This window comes from Streptomyces sp. NBC_01296 (assembly GCF_035984415.1).
Lineage (GTDB): Bacteria > Actinomycetota > Actinomycetes > Streptomycetales > Streptomycetaceae > Streptomyces.
Genome location: NZ_CP130720.1, coordinates 1,900,998 through 1,922,051, shown reverse-complemented (window position 1 = coordinate 1,922,051; position 21,054 = coordinate 1,900,998). Strand labels below are relative to the sequence as shown.

Annotated in this window: 19 protein-coding genes and 1 riboswitch; of the genes, 6 read left to right on the top strand and 13 right to left on the bottom strand. The window is 73.2% G+C overall.

Annotated features, from left to right (window positions below; all coding sequences use genetic code 11):
* Positions 1 to 9: 9 nt before the first annotated feature.
* Together OG299_RS09020 and OG299_RS09015 are read right to left on the bottom strand one after the other, a co-directional pair.
* Positions 10 to 1,599, bottom strand: a complete 1,590-nt coding sequence (locus OG299_RS09020) for an RNA polymerase sigma factor (RefSeq protein WP_266634834.1) — start codon at positions 1,597 to 1,599, stop codon at positions 10 to 12.
* Positions 1,600 to 1,825: 226 nt separating this feature from the next.
* Positions 1,826 to 2,587, bottom strand: a complete 762-nt coding sequence (locus OG299_RS09015) for a class I SAM-dependent methyltransferase (protein WP_266634836.1) — start codon at positions 2,585 to 2,587, stop codon at positions 1,826 to 1,828.
* Positions 2,588 to 2,694: 107 nt separating this feature from the next.
* Positions 2,695 to 2,791, top strand: a riboswitch (ZMP/ZTP riboswitch).
* Between the two features lie 73 nt (positions 2,792 to 2,864).
* Here OG299_RS09015 and OG299_RS09010 point away from each other — a divergent pair.
* Both OG299_RS09010 and OG299_RS09005 read left to right on the top strand, forming a co-directional pair.
* Positions 2,865 to 3,710 (top strand): bifunctional 5,10-methylenetetrahydrofolate dehydrogenase/5,10-methenyltetrahydrofolate cyclohydrolase, encoded by an 846-nt coding sequence (locus OG299_RS09010; RefSeq protein ID WP_266635870.1) that lies wholly within the window; start codon positions 2,865 to 2,867, stop codon positions 3,708 to 3,710.
* Between the two features lie 344 nt (positions 3,711 to 4,054).
* On the top strand, positions 4,055 to 5,344 hold the full coding sequence (locus tag OG299_RS09005; RefSeq protein WP_327361167.1) for an NADH:flavin oxidoreductase/NADH oxidase family protein: 1,290 nt from the start codon (positions 4,055 to 4,057) through the stop codon (positions 5,342 to 5,344).
* 39 nt (positions 5,345 to 5,383) lie between these two features.
* Here the strand turns inward: OG299_RS09005 and OG299_RS09000 are convergent, their stop codons facing one another.
* From OG299_RS09000 to OG299_RS08985, 4 genes are all read right to left on the bottom strand, one after another.
* Positions 5,384 to 6,610 (bottom strand): MAB_1171c family putative transporter, encoded by a 1,227-nt coding sequence (locus OG299_RS09000; RefSeq protein WP_266634839.1) that lies wholly within the window; start codon positions 6,608 to 6,610, stop codon positions 5,384 to 5,386.
* Entirely contained in the window at positions 6,607 to 8,094 is a 1,488-nt protein-coding gene (locus OG299_RS08995; RefSeq protein WP_327361166.1) for an NAD(P)/FAD-dependent oxidoreductase, read from the bottom strand. Before OG299_RS08995 ends, OG299_RS09000 begins: the two co-directional genes overlap by 4 nt.
* A gap of 108 nt (positions 8,095 to 8,202) precedes the next feature.
* The gene (locus OG299_RS08990; protein WP_266634842.1) at positions 8,203 to 8,766 is read right to left on the bottom strand and encodes a toxin-antitoxin system, toxin component; all 564 of its coding nucleotides are present in this window, start codon (positions 8,764 to 8,766) and stop codon (positions 8,203 to 8,205) included.
* The gene (locus tag OG299_RS08985; RefSeq protein ID WP_327361165.1) at positions 8,763 to 9,803 is read right to left on the bottom strand and encodes a hypothetical protein; all 1,041 of its coding nucleotides are present in this window, start codon (positions 9,801 to 9,803) and stop codon (positions 8,763 to 8,765) included. Before OG299_RS08985 ends, OG299_RS08990 begins: the two co-directional genes overlap by 4 nt.
* Before the next feature lie 312 nt (positions 9,804 to 10,115).
* Between OG299_RS08985 and OG299_RS08980 the strand changes: the two genes are divergently transcribed.
* Positions 10,116 to 10,538 (top strand): hypothetical protein, encoded by a 423-nt coding sequence (locus OG299_RS08980; protein WP_327361164.1) that lies wholly within the window; start codon positions 10,116 to 10,118, stop codon positions 10,536 to 10,538.
* Here OG299_RS08980 and OG299_RS08975 read toward each other — a convergent pair.
* Both OG299_RS08975 and OG299_RS08970 read right to left on the bottom strand, forming a co-directional pair.
* On the bottom strand, positions 10,524 to 11,333 hold the full coding sequence (locus OG299_RS08975) for a helix-turn-helix domain-containing protein (protein WP_327364487.1): 810 nt from the start codon (positions 11,331 to 11,333) through the stop codon (positions 10,524 to 10,526). The genes OG299_RS08980 and OG299_RS08975 overlap by 15 nt on opposite strands.
* Positions 11,334 to 11,339: 6 nt before the next feature.
* Positions 11,340 to 13,172 carry a hydroxysqualene dehydroxylase gene (locus tag OG299_RS08970; RefSeq protein ID WP_327361163.1) on the bottom strand — a complete coding sequence of 611 codons (1,833 nt, stop codon included), beginning with the start codon at positions 13,170 to 13,172 and terminating at the stop codon, positions 11,340 to 11,342.
* Between the two features lie 208 nt (positions 13,173 to 13,380).
* On the opposite strand from OG299_RS08970, the gene OG299_RS08965 reads away from it, so the two are divergent.
* The 3 genes from OG299_RS08965 (at position 13,381) to OG299_RS08955 (ending at position 14,857) form a co-directional block, all read left to right on the top strand.
* Positions 13,381 to 13,686 (top strand): 4a-hydroxytetrahydrobiopterin dehydratase, encoded by a 306-nt coding sequence (locus OG299_RS08965; protein WP_266634850.1) that lies wholly within the window; start codon positions 13,381 to 13,383, stop codon positions 13,684 to 13,686.
* A 17-nt stretch (positions 13,687 to 13,703) separates the two neighbouring features.
* Positions 13,704 to 14,438, top strand: coding sequence for a class I SAM-dependent methyltransferase (locus tag OG299_RS08960; RefSeq protein WP_327364486.1), 735 nt, complete (start codon positions 13,704 to 13,706; stop codon positions 14,436 to 14,438).
* 110 nt (positions 14,439 to 14,548) lie between these two features.
* Complete coding sequence (locus OG299_RS08955; protein ID WP_327361162.1) at positions 14,549 to 14,857, top strand: antibiotic biosynthesis monooxygenase family protein; 309 nt, start codon at positions 14,549 to 14,551, stop codon at positions 14,855 to 14,857.
* On the opposite strand, the gene OG299_RS08950 is transcribed toward OG299_RS08955, so the two are convergent.
* The 5 genes from OG299_RS08950 to OG299_RS08930 form a co-directional block, all read right to left on the bottom strand.
* Positions 14,833 to 15,300, bottom strand: a complete 468-nt coding sequence (locus OG299_RS08950; RefSeq protein ID WP_266634854.1) for an RICIN domain-containing protein — start codon at positions 15,298 to 15,300, stop codon at positions 14,833 to 14,835. The two genes, OG299_RS08955 and OG299_RS08950, sit on opposite strands and share 25 nt — an antisense overlap.
* A 10-nt stretch (positions 15,301 to 15,310) precedes the next feature.
* Entirely contained in the window at positions 15,311 to 16,159 is an 849-nt protein-coding gene (locus OG299_RS08945; protein WP_327361161.1) for an aldo/keto reductase, read from the bottom strand.
* A gap of 99 nt (positions 16,160 to 16,258) precedes the next feature.
* Positions 16,259 to 17,032: an ABC transporter ATP-binding protein gene (locus OG299_RS08940; protein WP_327361160.1), complete on the bottom strand. Its 774-nt coding sequence runs from the start codon at positions 17,030 to 17,032 to the stop codon at positions 16,259 to 16,261.
* Positions 17,029 to 19,770 carry an ABC transporter permease subunit gene (locus OG299_RS08935; RefSeq protein ID WP_327361159.1) on the bottom strand — a complete coding sequence of 914 codons (2,742 nt, stop codon included), beginning with the start codon at positions 19,768 to 19,770 and terminating at the stop codon, positions 17,029 to 17,031. The genes OG299_RS08940 and OG299_RS08935 overlap by 4 nt, the downstream gene beginning before the upstream one ends.
* A gap of 10 nt (positions 19,771 to 19,780) precedes the next feature.
* Positions 19,781 to 21,049: an ABC transporter substrate-binding protein gene (locus tag OG299_RS08930; RefSeq protein WP_266634862.1), complete on the bottom strand. Its 1,269-nt coding sequence runs from the start codon at positions 21,047 to 21,049 to the stop codon at positions 19,781 to 19,783.
* Between the last annotated feature and the right edge of the window lie 5 nt (positions 21,050 to 21,054).

Genomic DNA, 21,054 nt, shown 5'->3' with positions numbered 1-21,054 from the left:
CGGGCCGGCTCAGTCCAGGTAGTCGCGCAGGACCTGCGAACGCGACGGGTGGCGCAGCTTCGACATGGTCTTGGACTCGATCTGGCGGATGCGCTCACGGGTGACCCCGTACACGCGGCCGATCTCGTCCAGGGTCTTCGGCTGGCCGTCGTTGAGGCCGTAACGCATGGAGACGACGCCCGCCTCACGCTCGGAGAGCGTGCCCAGGATCGACTGCAGCTGCTCCTGGAGGAAGGTGAAGCTCACCGCGTCGGCCGGGACGACCGCCTCGGAGTCCTCGATCAGGTCGCCGAACTCGCTGTCGCCCTCCTCACCCAGGGGGGTGTGCAGGGAGATCGGCTCGCGGCCGTACTTCTGGACCTCGATGACCTTCTCGGGGGTCATGTCGAGCTCCTTGCCCAGCTCCTCCGGAGTGGGCTCCCGGCCGAGGTCCTGGAGCATCTGGCGCTGGACGCGCGCCAGCTTGTTGATGATCTCGACCATGTGGACGGGGATGCGGATGGTGCGCGACTGGTCGGCCATGGCACGCGTGATCGCCTGCCGGATCCACCAGGTCGCGTACGTGGAGAACTTGAAGCCCTTGGTGTAGTCGAACTTCTCCACGGCGCGGATCAGGCCGACGTTGCCCTCCTGGATCAGGTCCAGGAAGAGCATGCCGCGGCCGGTGTAGCGCTTGGCCAGCGAGACCACGAGGCGGAGGTTGGCCTCCAGCAGGTGGTTCTTGGCGCGGCGGCCGTCCTCGACCAGGATCTCCAGCTCGCGCTTGAAGGCGGGCTTGTGGTCCTCCTCCTCTTCGAGCTTGTACTCGGAGAAGAGGCCCGCCTCGATGCGCTTGGCGAGCTCGACCTCCTGCTCGGCGTTGAGGAGCGGCACCTTGCCGATGAGCTTGAGGTAGTCCTTGACGGGGTCGGCGGTGGCGCCGGCCACCATGACCGTCTGCGCCGGGGCGTCGTCCTCGTCGTCGTCGGACAGGACGAAGCCCTGGGTCCCGCCGGCCTTGGGGGCCTCCTCCTCGGTGTCGTCGGCGAGGTCCTCGGCGGCCCAGTCCTCACCCTCGGCGGCCGGGGTCTCGCCCTCGTCGGCATCCTTGGCGCCGGTCTTCTTGGCCGCGGCGGTCTTCTTCACCGCGGTCTTCTTCGCGGCGGTCTTCTTGACCGTCCGCTTCTTCGGCTCGGCGGCGGCGTCGGCCGTCACCTCGTCCTCGGTGGCCGCGGACGGCGAAGCGGATATCGCCGCCGCGGTGGCGGTGGCCGGGCTGGTGGCCGAGGCCTTGCGCGCACCGATGGGGCGCGGCGCGGCGGCCGCCTTCTTGGTCACGGTGCGGGCAGGCGCGGCGGCAGCCTTGCGGGGCTTCTTCGCGGCGGCCTTCGTGGCGGGGGCGGCACTGACGTGCAGCGCGACACCCTCCTCGTCCAGGACCTGGTTCAGGCTGCGCAGGACCCGCTTCCACTGGTCCACCGGGATGCGGCCGGCCTCGAAGGCCTGGCGCACGTCGTCACCGTTGATGTGACCCTGCTCGCGGCCGCGCTCTACGAGCGTGACGAGGGCCTCCGATTCGGCGATCTCCGGAGGGAACGTACGGGACGGGCTGAGCGACACAAGGAGCCTCTCGTTGCGAACAGATAAGGAGTGGGCGGGACATCATCGCGCGGACTCGGGAAACAGACCCGAGGGGGGTCTGTATTCCGGGGCCGCGCGAGGACGCCTGTCGGTTCATCGCATGCCCGAGTCGATTCGTTACGCGCTGAATTGAGTGACCTGCGCCACGCTGTGGGCGCGCAACCGATCGGCCGTGGATCCGTCCGCGCCTCCGCCGCCTTTCCCGTCAGCCCGTTTTGCGGGCTTCGATAAGGAAACGGGCGGTATGCGCCACGAACGGACCGTCGTGTTCGATCTGTTCGTGGAGCTCGCGCAGCCGGTCCCGGTACTGCCCGACCGTGAAGCCGGGCACCATCCAGATCACCTTCCGGAGAAAGTAGATCACGGCTCCGATGTCGTGGAACTCCGTGCGCAGTCTTTCGGAGCGCAGATCGACGACCTCGAGACCGGCCTTGCCGGCGTCGGAGACCGCATCGTCCGGGTGCCGCCCGCGCCGGACCTCCTCCGGCTGGGGCCCGAGGAAGTACTCGACGAGCTCGAAGACGCTCGCCGGCCCGACCTGCTGCGAGAGGTACGTTCCGCCCGGACGCAGGACCCGGGAGATCTCCTCCCACCAGATGGTCACCGGGTGACGGCTGGTGACCAGCTCGAAGGCCTCGTCGCCGAACGGCAGCGGCGGCTCGTCGGCGTCCGCGACCACCACCGCGCCGAGCGGGTGCAGCAGCCGGGTCGCCTTGTCGATGTTCGGCGGCCAGGACTCGGTGGCCACCATCAGCGGGGGCAGGGTCCCCGCCCCGGCGAGCACCTCCCCGCCGCCGGTCTGGATGTCCAGGGCCGACCGGACCCGGGCGAGGCGCTCGCTCATGAGCCCCTGGTAGCCCCACGAGGGGCGCTGCTCCGTGGCCCGGCCGTCGAGCCAAGAGAAGTCCCAGCCGTCGACGGAGACGGACTCGGCTTCGGCGACGAGGTGATCGAAAGTACGCGTCATGTCTTGATCGTCCCAGGTGGGGCGCCGGTGATCCACCGGTTTGACCGGATCTCATCCTTGCCGGGCCGCCGCGGGATCCGGCCGGGCCGGCGAGGTCCATTAGAGTGGAGCCGGGCCGTGACTGGCGTTCGGGTGGATCACCACCGGGGAGCGGCCCGGCGTACGTCCCACGTACGTCGACTGCCGCGCGCCTGGGCGAACCGCGAACCGCGATCCGCAGCGACGCTCAGGAGACCCCGTGACGACTGCCCAGACTGCCACCACCTCTGCTCAGCTGATGGACGGCACGGCCCTCGCCCGCCGCATCTCGGAGCAGACCGCCGCCTACGCGGCGAAGATCACCGAGCGCACCGGTACCGCTCCCTGCCTCGCGACCGTGCTGGTCGGCGAGGACCCGGCGTCCGTCACGTACGTACGGATGAAGCAGAACCGTTGCGCCAAGGCCGGGATCACCTCCCGCCACGTGGAGCTGCCGGCCGAGACCACCACCGAGGAGCTCGTCGCCGCCCTCACGGCTCTCTCCGAGGACCCGGAGATCAGCGGCATCCTGCTGCAGCACCCGGTCCCGCACCACATCGACGAGCGCGCCGCCTTCGAGGCCATCGCCCCCGGCAAGGACGTCGACGGGGTCACCATGCACTCCTTCGCCGCCATGGGCTTCGGGCTGCCGGGCTTCGTCTCCTGCACCCCCGGCGGGATCATGCGGCTCCTCGCCGAGTACGACGTGGACCTGACCGGCAAGCACGCCGTCGTCGTCGGCCGCAGCGCGATCCTGGGCAAGCCGGCCGGCATGCTCCTGCTGGAGCAGAACGCCACCGTCACCTACTGCCACTCCCGCACCGTGGACCTGCCCTCGATCGTGCGCCAGGCCGACGTGCTGGTCGCCGCCGTCGGCAAGGCCGAGTTCATCCGCGGCGAGGACATCAAGCCGGGCGCCGTGGTCCTGGACGCCGGCTACAACGAGGGCAACGTCGGCGACGTCCACTTCGAGTCGGCCGCCGCCCGTGCCTCGCTGATCACCCCGGTCCCCGGCGGCGTCGGCCCGATGACCATCGCCGTCCTGCTGGAGCAGACCGTCCAGGCGGCCGCCGCCCAGGCGGGGCTCGCGCTCGCGGAGCTCTGACCCGCCCCGCACCCGCGCACGGTGAACGCCCCGGGCCCTTCGGCCCGGGGCGTTCCACATCCCCGGGTGTCCGGTTCCTTACGCCCGCCGGCGCCGGTGGGACCGGTGCGCAGCCGCCAGGCCGGGCCCGGCGGCGGGCGCGCCGACGGGTCCGGGCCCCGACGTCCCGCGGCAGCGACCAGGTCGTCGCGGCGGTGCGGTCGCGGCCTCCCCCCGGCCTCCTCCCCAAGCGCCTCAAGGGACCCACAGGTGCGCAGCACCGGCCGAGGGGCCGGCGAACCGGTTGACGCAGCAGCCTGACGCAGGCTCGGGAGGGAGCGGTATGTTTTGCGCCGGGGCGCGGGATGACACGTGCAACACGTTTCCTGGGGGAACTGCTGATGGACCTGTTCACGCCACTGGAGTTGCCCAACGGGACGGCCCTGCCGAACCGCTTGGCGAAGGCGGCCATGGAGGAGAGCCTCGCCGGGTCGGGCCAGCTGCCGGACGGGCGCATCGAACGGCTCTACCGCCGCTGGGCCCAGGGCGGCGCCGGGCTGCTGATCACCGGGAACGTCATGGTCGACCGCCGGGCGCTGACCGCGCCGGGGACGATCGTCCTCGACGCCCGCTCCCCGCTCGACCCCTTCCGCCGCTGGGCCGAAGCCGCGTCCTGCGGCGGCGGCCGGGTCTGGATGCAGATCAACCACCCCGGCCGGCAGGTCGGCTCGGAGATGCCCGGCACGGCCTGGGCGCCCTCCGACATAGGGGTGAGCCTCGGCAGGCACACCAAGCGCTTCGCCCGCCCCACCGCGATGACCGAGGCCGACATCGAGGCCACCGTCGCCCGGTTCGCGGTCACGGCCCGGCGGGCCGAGGAGGCCGGCTTCGACGGGGTGCAGATCCACGCCGCCCACGGCTACCTCCTCAGCCAGTTCCTCTCCCCGCTCGTCAACCGGCGCACCGACCGCTGGGGCGGCAGCCTGGAGAACCGGGTCCGGCTGCTCACCGAGGTCGTCGGCGCCGTCCGCGCGCAGGTGGACCCCGGCTTCGCGATCGGGGTCAAGCTCAACACCGCCGACTTCCAGCGCGGCGGCTTCGACACCGAGGAGGCGGCGCAGGTCCTCGCGGTCCTCGGCGGCCTCGGCGTCGACCTCGTCGAACTGTCCGGGGGCAGCGTCGAGAGCCCCGCGACCCTGGGCCGCACCGCCGATCTGCGGACCCTCGAACGCGAGGCGTACTTCCTCTCCTTCGCCGAGCAGTTCCTGGGCTCGGCCACGATGCCGCTGATGCTGACCGGCGGGATAGGCCGCCGGGAGACGGCGCAGAAGGTCCTGGAGCGCGGTGTGTCCGTCGTGGGGCTCGCCTCGGCCCTGGCCTTCCGCCCCGACCTGCCGGCCCGCTGGCGCGCCGGGGAGGACGTACGGGTCACGGTGGAGCGGCTGCACTGGAAGGACCGGGACCTGGCCGGTGCGGGGCTGCTGGCCTTCGTACGCTTCCAGATGCACCGGCTGGCCCGCGGCCTGGAACCGCGCCCGGAGGCCTCCCCGCGCGCGACGTTCGCCCTCGACCAGCTCCAGCACTGGCGCAGGGTGCGGGCGTACGGAGCCTGGCTCGCCCGCAACCCCGAGCCCGAGGACGCCCTCGCCGGCTGACGCCGGCCCCCGCACGGGGGCCGCCCCCGCGCGGGCCGCTCACAGGGGCGCCGGGTCCCGCCGTACGGCCGCCACGATGGGGGAGGCGCGGAACTCCCGGGCCAGTGCCGCGAGCGGCCGGGAGTCCAGCCGGTACGGCTCGGGCAGCCCCTGATCGGCCTCGGCGGGGTGCTCCCCGGAGCCGTCCGCGTCCGCCGGGTCGAGAGCCCCGGCGGCTTCCGCGGCTTCGGCGGCCTCCCTGCGCCGGCAGGCCGCGGCGAGCATGGCCGCGTCGGCCACGACCGAGGCCTGCGACTCGCACATGCCCTGCCCGAGCGCCGCCTCGTACGCGGCGCCCCGTACGGCCGGGTCGAACCAGCGGGCCAGCGCCAGGATCCCGTCGTCGATCACCGATTCGCGGTGGATCAGCCGGATCCCGATCGGCGACCACCAGGTCAGCGGCACGGTCGTCACGCTCGACGCGGCGAACCCGCGCAGCGCCTTCCACAGCGGGTGCAGCCGCCGGTACCGGCTGAAGTCCCGCCAGGCCGCCGAGCCGCCGACCAGCGGCACGATGAACCCCGACCCCACCATCAGGGCCGCCGCGGAGGCGAACGGCGGGGCCACGTACGTCGACAGGCCGTCCCAGTCGCGGCCCGCCCAGCGGGCGCCCACCGCCGCCCACTTCGTGACGAGGTAGCCCAGGTCCAGCACCCCGCCGAGCACGATCAGGGCCAGCCCGGTGCGCAGCGGACGCAGCGAGGGGCGCACGCGCAGCAGCCACTTCCAGCACAGCACGGTGAGCGTCGAACTGCCCACGGTGTGCGCGAGCAGGTAGCAGACGATCATCTCGCGCAGCCAGGGCGTGTTCGCGTAGTACGTGTCCAGGTCGCGCAGCCGCTCCACCGGCGCGTCGCCGATCGCGAAGAGGACGATGATGAGCAGCGTGACGACACCGAACGCGGCCACCGTCAGCCGGGTCGCCCGCCGGACGACGGCGGGCGGGCCGCCGCCCCACTGCAGGACCAGCACGATGCACGACCCCGAGAACGCGGTCAGCACGCTGTACACCAGCGGGGCCGAGAAGTTGACGACGCCGGTGAGCCGGTTGACCGCGGAGATCGTCGGCGGCGCCGCCAGGAACATGACCATGCAGCCGACGACGAGCAGGGTGCACACGGCCCGCATGAGCGGCTGGTCCCAGCCCCGGCGCAGGGTGGGCGCCTTGATCAGCAGCGCCAGGATCATCACCGACCCCGGTACGTACAGGATGAGACCGTCGGTCATCGCGCCTGGCCGACGGGGCCGACCGGGCCGACCGGGCCGACCGGGCCCACGGGATCGACCGGGGCCGCCGGGTCGACCGGTCCGGACCCCTGGTCGAGCCCCGCGACGGCCCGCTCGGCCGCGGTCAGCGGCGGCGCCTTCAGCGCGCCCCGGTCCGAGGCGCGCAGCACGTGCCAGACCACCGAGGGGCGCAGCCAGTACGTGGGCGAGCTGCTCATGGTGATGACCTGGAGGAACGCGGCGGTCAGCGCCTCCCGCGTGGTGGCCCCGGTCATCAGCCGGCTGACGTACGCGTTGAGCAGCCCGGCGCCGGCCCGCGGCTTCATGCCGGTGGCCCCGGGATACAGGATGTCCTGCGAGGTGGCGAGCTCCCAGGCGGTGGCCACCTGCGGGACGAGCGCGCGCTGCGCCTCACGGCCGAAGCCGGGATGGGCGAGGCCCTTGGCGCGCAGCAGGGCGCGTACGGCCAGCAGGCCCTGGGCGGCGACCGTCATGCCCTGCCCGTACAGCGGGTTGAAGGTGGCGACGGAATCGCCGACGGCGAAGAAGCCGTCGGGCAGGTCCGCCTTCTCGAAGTAGACCCTGCGGTTGGCGGTGCCCTGGGTGACGGCGACGTCCGTGAGGGGCTTCCTGCCCTCGAGGAGCTCGCCGACGACGGGATCGCGGATGCCCTTGGCGAACGGTATGAACTGCTCGGGGTCACCGGTGGGCTGGCCGCCTCGGGTGCCGGACAGGGTGGCCTGCCACCGGCCGTTCTCGATGGGCACGATCGTCGCCGTCTGCCCGGGTATGCGAACCCGTGGATCGGACTGCACGTTGACGATCGGGAAACCCATCTCGTGCGCTCCCGCCGGGGCTTCGAAGATCCGGGTCGCGTACACCAGGCCGGAGTCGACCTGGGCCTGTCTGATGCCGCCGACCCCGAGTTCGTGCAGCCAGGCCCGGGCCCGGGAACCGCGCCCGCTCGCGTCCACCACGAGGTCGGCGGCCAGCAGCCGGCCCGCCTCGCCGGGGGTGTCGACGCGGACGCCGGCGACCCGCGCCGCCGTACCCTCCAGGGCCTGTACGCGGCTCTGCTGGAGCGTGGTGACGCCGCGCAGGCCGGTCACCCGGGCGCGGACCACCGAGTCGAGGAGGTCGCGGCTGCACGAGATGTTGAACTGCTTCTCCCCGCAGCGCGGGATCCAGCCCTGGGCGGTCTTGGTGACCAGGTCGGTGGGCAGGCTGCGGCGGATCGCGCCCGCCGCCGTCCAGTCGTCGGTGATGCCCGGGAGTATCTTCTCGATGGCCCGGGCCCCGCCCGACCACATGACGTGGACGTGCCGGGCCTGCGGGAGTCCGCGCCGCGGCGCCGGGCTGTCGGGCAGCGTGTCGGCGTCGATGATCGTGACCGTCGCGTGCTCGGCGAGCACGGCCGCGGCGAGCAGGCCGGCCATGCTGCCGCCGATGACGACGGCGTGGCGGGGCGGGGAAGACTGGGTCATCGAGGTGCTCTCTGTCCAGGGCCGTGCGAGGGCAGCGGCACGTGAGGTGCGTCGGCGGGGAAGGCGGTGGTCACCGGGGCGTCATCGGTACGCCGCGGGGACGTGCACTCAACGGCCCCAGCCGAGCGAGGTCTTGATGCGCTCGATCGCCTCGGGGAACCGTTCCTCGCGGGGGCCCGGCAGGTACGCCTTCAGGACCTGGCCGAGGTACAGCCCGAAGGTCTCGGCCCGGATCTCCGCCGGATCCTCCCGGTCCGCGCGGGCGGCCGCCTGCCGGACCACGCTGCCCAGTCCGGCCTCCGAGTGCAGCAGCTCGGCGAGATCGCCCCGGTGCCCGGTGAGCCGGGCCGCCACGGCCATGCCCGGGCCGTGGCTGTCACAGGTGCCTTCCTCCAAGTGCCATAACTCGTGGCAGGCGATGACGAGCTGGTGCTCGGGCCGGGTGCGTTCCTCGATGACGAGCAGGTCGCGCTCTTCCATCTCCAGCCACAGCCCGCTGGCGGTGTCGGGCGGGAATCCGGCGAACCGGAACTCCACCGGCCGGCCGCCGCGCCGGCGGCCGTACGCGGCGCACAGACACCCGATGATCTCGGCGGCATCGGCCGGCTGCGTCAGGCGCGCGTCCGCCAGCAGATCTCCGCCGAGTTTCCGCATGGTCCGTGTGGTCCTCATGGCGCTCCCCCCTCGGCAGCCTTACGGTCGTCGGGCACCGTCGCGTGGAGCGGGCGTTCGCGCTCCGCGCCCGGGCGACCCAGCCGGCCCTCGCGGGCCAGCAGGTCGTCGAGGTGGTCGGCCAGCGACTTCCAGCCCGCCGGAGAGAGCCGCCCGGCCCGCGTGACGATGCTCCGTACATCGTGCGCCCGCAGCACGGCGAGCATCGGGCTTTCGGCGTTCCGTCCGGCGGTTTCCAGCTCGTGCTCGATCCCGGAGAGGGCGGTGGCGAGCGCCTCGGTGTCGTCGGCCAGCAGGAAGCCGCCGTCGACCCCGTAGAAGCGCTGGATCCCGGCGGCCGCCGCGAGGTTGGGCAGGCCTTCACCGCGCGCGAGACGGGTCAGCGACTGCCCCGAAGCGTCGAAGGAGTGGGCGATGGCCGCGAGGGAGTGGGCCTGGCCGTCCGCGCGCAGTCTGGTGCGGCGCAGGTGCTCGAACCGCTGGTGCACCTGCTCCTTCAGCGGGAGCCGGGGCGGTAAGCCGTCGAGGGTGAGCCGGATGTCGTGCGGGGGCATGCCCGTCAGGTACGAGAGGTGCTCGAGATCGTCCGCGGCGCCGGCGCCGGCGCCGGTATGGGCGAGGGCGTGTTCCACCGCGCACTGGCTGTCGGCGAGGAGGAAGCCGGAGTAGACCCCGAAGAACCGCTGCACGCCCGCCGCGTGGCCCAGCCGCGGCATCCCGGTGCCCGCGTTGAGGGGGCCGAGGGAGGCGCCGGGCGCCTGGAAGTCCTCCGCGATGGCGGCGAGGGACCACTCCCGGCCGTGTTTGTCGCGGCGGGTGGCCCGCAGCCGCAGGAAGCGCCGGTGGACCCGCCGGCACAGCGGCACTTCGGGCACGGTCCCGGCAACGACCCCGGGGACGAGCGCGGGTTCGACCCCGCAGAGACGGCCCAGCCGCTCCGGGGACAGCACCTCGGCCGGATCCCGGCCGCCCCGCTCCGCCAACGCCGCGACGCGGGCCCAGGCCGAGGCCAGGTCGGGTCGGGCGGCGGCTGACACCGTGATGTTCTCCGTATGCCGAGAGGACGTTCGAGAGCTTCAGCTCCGTGCAGCGTAGCCCGCAGCCCCCCGGCGAAACAGAAGATCCCCCACCTTTCTTGCGATGTGACTCAAAGAAGGTTGGCACGCCCGCCGCCGCCCCCGGCATGACCTCGGGGGTAATCGACCCCGGTGCGGGTCGCGGGGGACAGTGGAGCCATCGGGTTCCGAGTCCGCGCACTCGGCCTCGGGACCCGTCCCCACCAGCACATTCGAGCGCGCGACCGGTCGGCCGCGCGACCACCCGACCCCCTCGACGGAGGCTGATCCGCCATGTCCGCGACCCTGCTCGGCAGCATCGTCCGCACCACCGTCCCGCAGGGCGCGCTGCGCCGCCTCCTCGCCCTCGACTGCGTGGTCACCACCGGGAACGGCCTCGCGTACGCCGCCTTCTCCGCCCCGCTGGGGCGGCTGCTCGGCGTCGGGCAGGCCGCCCTGCTCGAACTCGGCCTGTTCCTCGTCCTCTACGGGGCCTGCGTCGGCGGGCTCGCCGCCCGCCGCCGCCCGCCGGTCCTGCCGGTCAGGTGGGTCATCGGGTCCAACTGGGCCTGGACGGGCCTCAGTCTGGTCTCGCTCTTGCTCTGGGACGCCCCCACCGCCGTCGGCCTGGTGTGGATCCCGGCGCAGGCCCTCGTCGTCGCCGCGCTCGCCCTCCTCCAGGCCCCTGCGCTGCGCGCTGCCTCAAGGCCCCAGTGAGCGCAGGTACTTCGCCGTCGCCGCGTCGGCCGGCAGGAGTGTCTCGATGGCCAGCTCGGCGACGGTCACGTCCATCGGCGTGTTGAACGTCGCGATCGAGGACACGAAGGAGAGCAGGTGCCCGTCGTACTCGATCACCAGCGGCAGTGCGATCTGCGGCACGGCCTCCTCGGGTGCGGCGTCCTGCGGCCGGTCGGCGACCGGATAGGCGGACACCTCCTCGTACAGCGCGTTCAGCGGCGCGGAGCGGGCCAGTGCGATCTGCCGCTCCATCTGGGCCAGCAGATGCCCGCGCCACTCCGCGAAATTGCGGATCCTCGGGGCCAGGCCCTCCGGGTGCAGGGTGATCCGCATGGTGTTCAGCGGCGGGACGAGCAGGTGCTCCGGCAGGCCGTCGAGCAGCATCGCGATGCCGCGGTTGGCGGCGACGACCTGGTACGTGGCGTCCACGACCAGCGCCGGATACGGCTCGTAGCCGGTCAGCAGCCGCTCCAGCCCCTCGCGCAGCGCCTCCATCGAGGGGTCGTCCAGCGGGGTCTGCGCATAGCGCGGGGCGTAACCGGCAGCGAGGAGCAGGGCGTTGCGCTCGCGCACCGGGACGTCGAGGCGGTCCGCGAGCCGCAGGAGCATCCCCTCGCTCGGCCGGGACCGGCCGGTCTCGATGAAGCTGATGTGGCGGGACGAGGAGTCGGCGCGGCCCGCCAGCTCCAGCTGGCTGATGCCGCGCCGCTCCCGCCAGGTACGCAGCAGGGCTCCGACGGGCGGGGGGAGGTCATGCCCACGACGGTAGCCCAGAGGGGGTCAGCCCAGGTCGAAGACGTTGCGCAGGCCGAGCCGGTGGCGCCACAGGTCGTGCCGCTTGAAGGACTCCACCTCCGGAGCCCGGTACATCGGCAGGACCGCACACCGCTCCGCCTTCGAACCGTCCCGCTCCAGCAGGGCGTTGACGGCGGCGCGGGCCGAGGCATTGGCGCCCTCCATCGTCGCCAGGTCGATGTCGACGGCCACGTAGTCCCCGCTGAGGAAGAAGTTGGGGACCCGGGTGTCCGCGCTCGGCCGGTTGTGGAAGGTGCCGGTGGGGTGGATCAGCAGCTGGTCCTGGTTGGTCGGATGCGGGGTGCCGAGCCCGTCCACCCCCGGGTCCAGGAACCAGGAGTGCAGGGTGCGGTCCGTAAGCAGCGTCTTCCCGGTGTCGTTGAGGGAGGCCTTCAGCTGCGCCCACACCTCGCGGGCGACCTCCTCGCGGGTGCACTGCTTGGCGGTCTTCCCGTACAGGATCCCCGGCTTGTCCCAGTCCGAGATGTCCACCGACAGGCAGTCCACCGCCACCCCGTCCCCGTAGTCGGCCGGGAAGTCGCGGGCCGGCCAGTGCTCGGCCTGTTGAATCGCCGTCAACGACCAGGGCGAGTCGATGCAGTTGAGGTGCCCGTGGACGAGGGGTGCGCGCTCGGTGAGGTAGAACTGGATGCCGGTCATCCAGTCGGTCTCCAGCCGGTCGCAGCGGCCCAGCATCGGATCCGCGGCCCGCAGCCCCGCGCTCCACGTGCGCCGGGCGTGCTCGACCGGCAGCGCGCTGACGTAGTGGTCGGCGGTGACGGTCTGCCGGGTCCCCGCCGGGTCCAGGACCGCGACCCCGCTCACCCGGCCGTTCCCGTACTGCACCTCCTGCACCGTCCAGCCGATCCTGAACTCCACGCCGAGGGCTCGCAGATGGGCCTCCCACGGGTCGATCCACGCCTCGTTGGTCGGCAGGTTGAGGATCCGGTCCGGCGGCCCGTCCGCGCCGCGCCCCAGCGCGTTGAAGACGAAGGCCTCGCCCAGGGCGCCGACGGTACGGGTGGAGGCTTCCTCGGCCTTGGTCGCGACGATGTTGCGGGTGATGCCCACGGCGAGGATGCGCTGGTACTCGTTCGACATCCGGGCGGCCCGCACGAACTCCCACCAGGGGGTGTGCTCCCAGACCTCGGTGCGGCGCTCGTCGCAGCTGGTCAGGAAGACCAGCACGCGGTCGACGAAGTACGCGGTCTCGTGCGGGGGCAGTCGGACCAGCGACTGCAGGATGCCGGTCAGGGCGCGGCGGATCTCTTCGGGCGTCAGCTCGGCGGGGGAGTGGTCGGGCCAGGGGATGGGCGCGCGCAGGTCCTCCCGGCCGCCGGCCCGGGCGAACATCATCTCGGGCGGGGCGACGAGGTTGTCCCACACGCCGTGGGCGTTGCCGGGGAAGGGGATGCGCCGCATGGTGTCGGGCAGGTTGTGGTAGATGCCCGGGATGAAGCGGAAGCCGTGCTCGGCGGGCAGCGGCCGGCGCCCGCCGCGGGCGCTGTCGGGGACGTCCATGCTGCGGGCCTTGCCGCCGAGCGCGCGGCGCTCGTACACGGTGACGGCGTAGCCGCGCTCGGCGAGTTCGTGGGCCGCGGTGAGCCCGGCGACCCCGCCGCCGAGGACGGCGACGCGACGGCCGGTGGGTTCGGGCGCCGGAGACTGGGCCTGGGCCGGGGACTGGACCTGGGCCGGGGACTGGACCTGGGCCTCGGCGGGGGCGGCCAGGGCCCCGGAGGCCCCCAGCGCCCCGGCGGTGGCCGCCGCCCCCGCGCCCGCGATGAACGTGCGCCTCGAACTGCCCGTGCGCGTCATGAGGAAGCCCCTTCGGAGTCGCCGGCAGCATGTGCATTACCGGCGGTAACAGTCACGTCCGGCGCAGGAGCATAGGGGCGACACCGTGGACCCGGAAGGCGCGGAAGCACCCGCACGCACTATGGCGCGAAACCTTCCCTCCGGCGTGCGCTGTGGGAACCTTGACCCCACGTCAGAAGTCGGGCCCGAACGGTGAAGGAGCATGCCGATGGCGGACGAGCCGCTTTCGCAGAAGGAGATCGAGGACCGGTTGCGGGAACTCCCCGGCTGGGCCTTCGAGGACGACCGGATCATCCGCACCTACCGGCTGGGCACCCACTTCGCGGCGAGCGCCCTCGTCGCCCACATCGCCTCGGTCCAAGAGGAGTTGAACCACCACTCCGACCTGACCCTCGGCTACAACACGGTCCGGGTGTCCGTGAACACGCACAGCGCGGGCGACTGCGTCACCGGCGCCGACTTCGCGCTCGCCGAGCGCCTCGAGGCCCTCGCCCCCGCCCACGGCGCGAGCTGATGCCGATAGCGAAGCCGCTGCTCGACTACGACACCGAAGCCGGGGCCTACGACGCCACCCGCGGCGGCGTCCCGCGCGCCGAGGCCGCCGCCGCGGCGGTCCTCGGCCTGCTCCCGGCCGGCGCGGCCACCCTCCTCGACCTCGGCTGCGGCACCGGCATCGTCACCGCCCGGCTGTCCCGGCCCGGGTTGCGGGTCCTGGGCGCCGACGCCTCGTACGGGATGGCCGCGATGGCGGCGGGCCGCGGGGTCCCGGTGGTGCTCGCCTCCGGGGCACGGCTGCCGGTGCCCTCCGGGTCGCTGGACGCCGTGAGCGCGGTGTGGCTGCTGCACCTGCTGCGGGAGCCGGGCGCGGCGCCGGCCGTGGTCGCCGAGGCGGGGCGGGTGCTGCGGCCCGGCGGGGTGTTCGTCACCACCGTGGACAAGGACGCCGCACACGACGTCGGCAGCGACATCGACGAACTCCTCGCGCCACACCTGACCCCCACCCCGGCGGATTCCGCCGAGGCCGTGACGGCGTACGCGGCCGGCGCGGGCCTGCGGCCGCACGGCGAGGCCCGGTTCACGGGCCACGGCCAGGGCCGCACCCCGCGCGGGGCCGCCGCCGCACTGCTGGCCGGGCAGTACGCCTCCCGCGTCAGCCCCCGCGGGACCACCCCGCGCGAGCTCGCGGACCGGCTGGAACTCCTGCCCGGACAGGACACCCCGCGCGCGGAGCCGACGTACCGGCTGCGGAGCTTCGTACGGAGCTGACGGGCACGGGCCGCCCCGGGGGGACCGGCGAGGTTACCCGCCGGTCCCCGCGGGCGACCGGCGGGTACGCAACTAGCCTGGTGAAGGGGCGACCCTCGAGGCGGTGCACCATGTCCGACGACGCCACGTACTGGAGTTCGGCCAGCTGGCAGGTCACGGAAGGCAAGGCCGACGAGTTCATCGCGCGCTGGACGGACTTCCTGAACTGGACGAACGAGACCACGGACGGCGTCCTTTCCGGCCGGCTGGTGCGGGACGCGGGGGACCCCCACCACTTCCTCTCCTTCGGGTCCTGGCGCGATGCCGACGCCGTCGACGCCTGGCGGGCCGATCCGCAGTTCGCGGTGCACTTCGGCGCCTGCCGCGCCGTGTGCGAAGACGTCCGCGCGGCGAGCTACGAGGTGGTCGTCTCCGGCTGACCCCGGCCCGCACCGGGCAGGACCGGCTCCAGGCGCCACCACTGCGACGGCGCATCGGTGTCCTCGGACTGGCGGGCCCGGCCCTCCTCGTCCCCCTCCAGCGGCAGCCCGCTGATGCAGGCGATCAGGGACACCACACCGGGATCGTCGAGGTGCTCCTCGACGATCCACTCCTGCGCGCCGAACGCGTTCGGCCGCCACACCTGGACCCGGGTGCCGCTCTCCGTCGACGCGTTCGCGACATCGAGCCGCTTGTCGTTGTGCACGCTGACGACGTGGACGATCCCGCCGCCGCTGTGCACCGGCGAGATCCGCCACTGCCGGGCGGCCGGGGGCCCTGCCGGATCCTCGGGCCCCACCCGCACCCGCGTGCCGCCCTCCAGCTGGAGCAGCAGCCCACTGGCCGCGTTGCGCACCAGGTACACCCCGTCGGGGACGCTCACACCGCACCCCTCAGTAGTCGAAGACGGCCGGGTCCGGCCCGATCCGCCGGGCCGCGGGACCCGTACCCAGCGCGTCCAGCGCGGCGAGGTCGGCGGCGTCCAGCTCGAAGCCGAAGAGGTCCAGGTTCTCCCGGATCCGCTCCGGGGTCACGGACTTCGGGATCACGATGTTCCCGAGCTGCAGGTGCCAGCGCAGCACCACCTGGGCGGCCGAGCGCCCGTGCCTGGCGGCGACCTCGGCGACGGCCGGGAGCGTCAGCAGCTCCTTGCCCTGGCCGAGCGGGGACCAGGCCTCGGTCGCGACGCCGAGCCGGCGGTGCAGGGCGCGCAGGTCGGCCTGCGGGAACAGCGGGTGCAGCTCGATCTGGTTGACGGCCGGGACCAGGGAGCTCTCGGCGCCGAGCCGCTCCAGGTCCGCCGGGCGGAAGTTCGACACGCCGACGGCGCGGGCGCGCCCGCTCGCCGCGATCTCCTCGAAGGCCTTCCAGATGGCGACGAAGCCTTCGCGCATCGGGCGCGGCCAGTGGATCAGGTACAGGTCGATGTGGTCGAGGCCCAGCTTGGCCAGGGAGTCGTCGAACGCGCGCAGCACCGCGTCCCGGTCCCACGTCCGTGACGGCCCGTTCCACAGCTTGGTGGTGACGAACAGCTCCTCGCGCGGCACCCCGGCACCGGCCAGTCCCCGGCCGGTGCCCTGCTCGTTGCCGTAGACGGCCGCCGTGTCGATGCTGCGGTAGCCCGCCTGCAGCGCCGCCCCCACCACCCGCTCGGCCTCGGCGTCCGGGACCTGCCAGACGCCGAAGCCGAGCTGGGGCATGAGCGTGCCGTTGTTGAGCTTGATGCTGGGGACCTGGTTCACGTCTGGCTGTTCCCTCGGATCGTCGATCGGTACGGGGGGCGACAACCGGCCACCCATCCAACGTATTCCCGCCAGGAACCGGAGGGACCGGACACACCGTCAGGACGTACCCAGATAGGCCTCCCGGACGAGCGGATCGCCGCGGATCTCGGCGGGGGCGCCCTCGGCGAGGACCGTGCCGAGGTCCAGGACGACCACCCGGGTGCACAGGTCCGTCACGAAGGCCACGTCGTGCTCCACCAGCAGCACCGCACAGCCCTCCTCCTCGGCCAGTCGCCGCACGACCGCCGCGAGCTGCTCGCGCTCGGGCGCCGACAGCCCGGACGCGGGCTCGTCCAGCAGCAGCACCCGCGGCGGATCGGCCACCGCGCGGGCCAGCTCGACCATCCGGGCCTGACCGACCGGCAGCCCGCCCGCGTACGCCGCCCCCAGCGCGCCGATCCCGCAGGAGGCGAGCACCCGCTCGCCCTGCTCCCGCCGCTCCCGCTCCCGGCGGCGCCGGGCCGGGGAGCCGAGGAGGTCGGCGGCGATCCCGCCCCCGCCCCCGCGCCACTCCTGCGCGACCAGTACGTTGTCGGCCACGCTGAGCTGCCCGAACAGCTGCTGCCGCTGAAAGGTCCGGCGCATCCCGTGCCGGGCCCGCCAGACCGGGGAGCGCCGGGTGATGTCCGCCCCGTCGAGCAGCATCCGTCCCCGGTCGGGCCGCCGGATCCCGGACAGTACGTCGAACAGCGTGGTCTTCCCGGCCCCGTTCGGCCCGATCAGCCCGCACACCTCGCCGGCGCGGACCCCGAGGTCCACCCCGGTGAGCGCCTTCACCCCGCCGAACCGGACGCTGATCCCGGCGCCCTCGAGCACGTAGGGCATCGTCATCGCACCATCCCCAGATAGGCCGCGGTGAGCCGGTCGGCCTCCACCTCGGCGCGCGGACCGCACCAGGAGACCCGGCCCCGGGAGAGGTACGCGACGGTGTCGGCGACACCGAGGATCCCGGCGGCCTTCTCCTCGACCAGCAGCAGCGCGGTGCCGGCGTCCCGCAACTCGGCGAGCAGCGCGTACACCTCCTCCACGACGCGGGGAGCGAGCCCCAGCGAGGGCTCGTCGGCGATCAGCACCTCCGGCGGGCGCTGCAGCAGCGGAGCGAGGGCCAGCATCTGCTGCTCCCCGCCGGACAGCGCCCCGGCGGGGACCCCCCGCCGCTCCCCGAGCCGGGGGAACCGGTCGTAGACGGCGGTCCGCGCGTCCGCCTCGCGCAGGTACAGGGCGAGGTTCTCCTCGATGGTCAGCGCCGGGAAGATGCCCCGCCCTTCGGGGGCGAGCAGCACCCCGCTCCGGGCACGCCGTACGGCCCGCTCGCGGGTCACGTCCCGCCCGTGTACGCGGACACTCCCGCCCACGGCATCGACCAGCCCGGCGGCGACCCGGCAGGCGGTGCTCTTCCCGGCCCCGTTCGGCCCGAGCACGGCGAGGATCTCCCCCTTCCGGACGGCGAGATCGACCCCGTGCAGCACGAGACCGCCGTCGTAGCCGGCGGTGACACCGCGCAGCTCCAGGGCCGGCCCTGCGGGGTCGTGCCCTGCGGGGCTTTCCCCCACCCCGCCCTTTCGCCGTTTCCCTGGCTCGGCCCGTACCCGCGCCTCAAACGCCGGCGAGGCTGAATCAGCCTGCCCGGCGTGAGCCCCGGCCGTGGCGCCCGTCCCGGCTCCGGCCGCCCGCCGGGCCCGCCGCACCGGGATCGCGGCGCAGTACCCGTCCGGATCGTTGGCCAGGGCCAACCCCGCCAGCCCGAACAGGATCACCGGCAGGTGGGCGGACTCCGTCAGGTAGTCGGACAGCAGCCGCGGGGCCACGGCGAAGACCACCCCCGCCACCACCGCGTACTGCGGCCGCCGGACCCCCGCGGCCACCACCACCGCCAGCCACACCAGCCCCGTCATCGCCGTGAAGTCCGTCGCCGTGATCCGGGTGTTGTACGACGCCACCAGCACGCCCCCGAACCCGGCCAGCCCCGCCGACAGCGTGAACAGCAGCAGCTTCGTGCGCAGTACGGACACCCCCGAGGCCATCGCCGCCGCCGGCGCCGACCGTACGGCCAGCATCGCCCGCCCCGACGGCGAGTTCCGCAGCGCGCTCAGCCCCGCCGCGCACACCGCGACGACCACCACCAGCGCCACCCCCAGCGCCCGGTCGTCCCCCAGGTCCACCGGCCCGAACACGGGCCGCGGCACCGACCACCCCGAGTCCCCGTTGCGCAGCCACCGCAGCTGGAACAGCACCTGGTCCGCGAGGAACGCCAGCGCCAGCGTCGCCAGCGCCAGCGTCCGTCCGCCCAGTCGCAGCGCCGGCAGCGCGACCAGCGCCCCGAGCACAGCCGCCACGCACGTCCCCACCGCCAGCGCCGCCACGAACGGCCAGCCCCGGCTCATCAGCAGCCCCGCCACCAGCGCGGCCCCCGTCACGAACGTGCCCTGGGCCAGCGACACCATCGCCCCGAGCCCGGTCACCACGGTGAAGGACATGAACACCAGCCCGAGGGCCAGCCCCTGCGCGAGCAGCCCGCTCCAGAACGGCGTGGTCACGGTGTAGAAGGCCACGCACAGCGCCCCGGCGAGCGCCGCCCACATCCCCCACCGCCGCCCCCACGAGGCCCCCGCCAGATGGTCCACGGGCGCCGCGTCCACCGCCGCGGTTCCCGCCGTCCGGGCCCGCCGGGTCAGTACGAGCAGCCCGCCGAACAGGATCAGGAACGGCACCGCCGTCCGGAACCCGGTGATCCCCTCGGCGAACGACGCGTACCCGGCCACCAGGTTCTGCAGCACCCCCAGCCCCAGCCCGCCCGCGAACGCGAGCGGTACGGAAGCGAACCGGCCGAGCACCGCCGCCGTCGCCGAAACGAACAGGAACAGGGTGAAGTCGTGCGCCGACAGCCCCAGCAGCGGCGTCGCCAGCACCCCCGCCAGACCTGCCAGCGCGGACGCGATCATCCAGGCCACCGACGACAGCCGGTCGGCGCTGATCCCGCGCAGCTCGGTCAGGGAGCGGTTGTCGACGGCCGCCCGCAGCTGCAGCCCCAGCCGCGTATGCCGCAGCAGCACCCACAGGGCCACCGCCACGACCGCGGTCACCACCCAGGTGATCAGCTGGTCGGAGTCGATGCCGACGCCCTCCGTGAGCTGCCAGGACCTCGCCGGGCTCGGCCCCACCCCCGGCAGCCCGAACTGGTTCTCCGCGGGTTTCACGGGCGCACCCGCATCCCCCAGCAGCTCGACGGCCCACAGCCCGGCCGCGGGCAGCGCCACCAGCAGCCCGATCGTGGCCACGATCTGCGCGGTCTCGCCGACCCGCGCCAGCCGCCGGAACATCAGCCGGTCCAGCCCCCACCCGAGCCCGGGGGCCAGTACGCACACCACCAGCAGGGCGGCCCAGACGGCCGGCCACCCCAGCCCGGAGTGCACCTCGTAGAAGGTCAGCGCGCACAGGTAGGCGGTGGCCCCGTGCGCGAAGTTGAACAGCCCGGACGCCGAGTACGACAGCACCAGCCCGGTGGCGAGCAGTGCGTACAGGGCGCCGGAGACCAGACCGCTCAGGACGAAGACGAGCAGATCTCCCATGGGACCGCGCCTACTTGAAGGGGATCGGCGGGTGGCATTTGAACGGTACGGAGACCTCGTACGCCCCGTTCTTCAGCTGGACCAGTGCACCGCAGCCGAAGCTGTCCTTCTGCCCCTTGGGCTCGGCCCGGTCGCCGACGAGGGTGCCGGTGTCGGAGAAGCTCTGGGCGGCGTTCTGGAAGTGCGCGACGGTGAGGTCCTTGCCCGCCTTCTGCGCGATGGACACGAACAGGTCCGCCGACATGTACCCGGTCAACATGTGCATGCTCAGGGGCACTTCCTGGCCACCGGAGGCGGCCTTGACGTCCGCCTTGAACCGGGCCATGGCCGGGCTGGTCGACTCGAAGGGCTCGAACTGGAGCAGGACGTGCACCCCGTCGAGGGCCTGCTTCGTGGCGTCCTTGGCGAGCAGGCCGGGGTCGTAGTCGGTCGGGTCGGAGAGCAGCCCCTTGTACCCGCTGCGCTTGAGCGCCGTGAACAGGCCGATGTTGTTCGGGGTCTGCATGACCGAGACGACGGCGTCGGGCGCCTTGCCGTCGTTGCTCTCCAGGAGCTCCTTCACGTACGCCGACCAGTCGCTCGGCACCGCCGTCGCGGGGACGGAGGCCTTGGCGTAGGCGACGTCGAACCCGGCGCTCGCGAAGCCCTGCTGGAAGGTGCGGATGCCGAACTTTCCGGCGTCGCTGTCGTTGGCGATGACCGCGACCGACTTGCCCTTGGCCCCGCCGAGGATCTGGGCGATGCCCTCGGGCCAGGTCTGGTTCAGGGTGCCGCCGGGGGAGGGGACCAGGCAGCCGTTGAACCCGTAGAGGTACTTGGGCCCGCAGAAGGCGGGCAGGGTGCCCCAGCCGAAGGTGGGGACCTTCTCCTGCTCCAGGAAGTCGGCACCGGAGAAGGTGACCGAGCTCATCGGGGAGATCGCGAAGACCTTGTCCTGCTGGACGAGCTTGCGGGCGGCGGCCATGTTCTTGGCGGGGTCCTGGCCGTCGTCCTCCGCGCCCAGGTACTCGATCGTGCGCCCGTTGATCCCGCCCTCGGCATTGGCCCTCATGTACCGCGCCTTGGCCCCGAGGTCGGTGTCCTTCTTGCTGTAGCCGCTGGCGCTGGTCATGGAGACGATGCCGCCGACCTTGATCGACCGGTCGGTCACCCCGCGGAAGTTGGCGGCGGAGCCGGCCTCGGACTTGCCGGGGGAGCTGCTGTCGGAGGCGGAGTTGCAGGCGGAGACGAGCGCGAGCGCCGCCGCCGCGGCGGCCAGGGTGCGGATCGGTCGCAACATGTGTG

Excerpts from the sequence above, each read along its gene's own strand:
- OG299_RS08965 (WP_266634850.1), top strand. The coding sequence starts at position 13,381 with ATGGCGGACGAGCCGCTTTCGCAGAAGGAGATCGAGGACCGGTTGCGG.
- OG299_RS09000 (WP_266634839.1), bottom strand. The coding sequence starts at position 6,610 with ATGACCGACGGTCTCATCCTGTACGTACCGGGGTCGGTGATGATCCTG.
- OG299_RS09010 (WP_266635870.1), top strand. The coding sequence starts at position 2,865 with ATGGACGGCACGGCCCTCGCCCGCCGCATCTCGGAGCAGACCGCCGCC.
- OG299_RS09005 (WP_327361167.1), top strand. The coding sequence starts at position 4,055 with ATGACACGTGCAACACGTTTCCTGGGGGAACTGCTGATGGACCTGTTC.
- OG299_RS09015 (WP_266634836.1), bottom strand. The coding sequence starts at position 2,587 with ATGACGCGTACTTTCGATCACCTCGTCGCCGAAGCCGAGTCCGTCTCC.
- OG299_RS08940 (WP_327361160.1), bottom strand. The coding sequence starts at position 17,032 with ATGACGATGCCCTACGTGCTCGAGGGCGCCGGGATCAGCGTCCGGTTC.
- OG299_RS08970 (WP_327361163.1), bottom strand. The coding sequence starts at position 13,172 with ATGACGCGCACGGGCAGTTCGAGGCGCACGTTCATCGCGGGCGCGGGG.
- OG299_RS08930 (WP_266634862.1), bottom strand. The coding sequence starts at position 21,049 with ATGTTGCGACCGATCCGCACCCTGGCCGCCGCGGCGGCGGCGCTCGCG.
- OG299_RS08990 (WP_266634842.1), bottom strand. The coding sequence starts at position 8,766 with ATGAGGACCACACGGACCATGCGGAAACTCGGCGGAGATCTGCTGGCG.
- OG299_RS08935 (WP_327361159.1), bottom strand. The coding sequence starts at position 19,770 with ATGGGAGATCTGCTCGTCTTCGTCCTGAGCGGTCTGGTCTCCGGCGCC.
- OG299_RS08980 (WP_327361164.1), top strand. The coding sequence starts at position 10,116 with ATGTCCGCGACCCTGCTCGGCAGCATCGTCCGCACCACCGTCCCGCAG.
- OG299_RS08955 (WP_327361162.1), top strand. The coding sequence starts at position 14,549 with ATGTCCGACGACGCCACGTACTGGAGTTCGGCCAGCTGGCAGGTCACG.
- OG299_RS08995 (WP_327361166.1), bottom strand. The coding sequence starts at position 8,094 with ATGACCCAGTCTTCCCCGCCCCGCCACGCCGTCGTCATCGGCGGCAGC.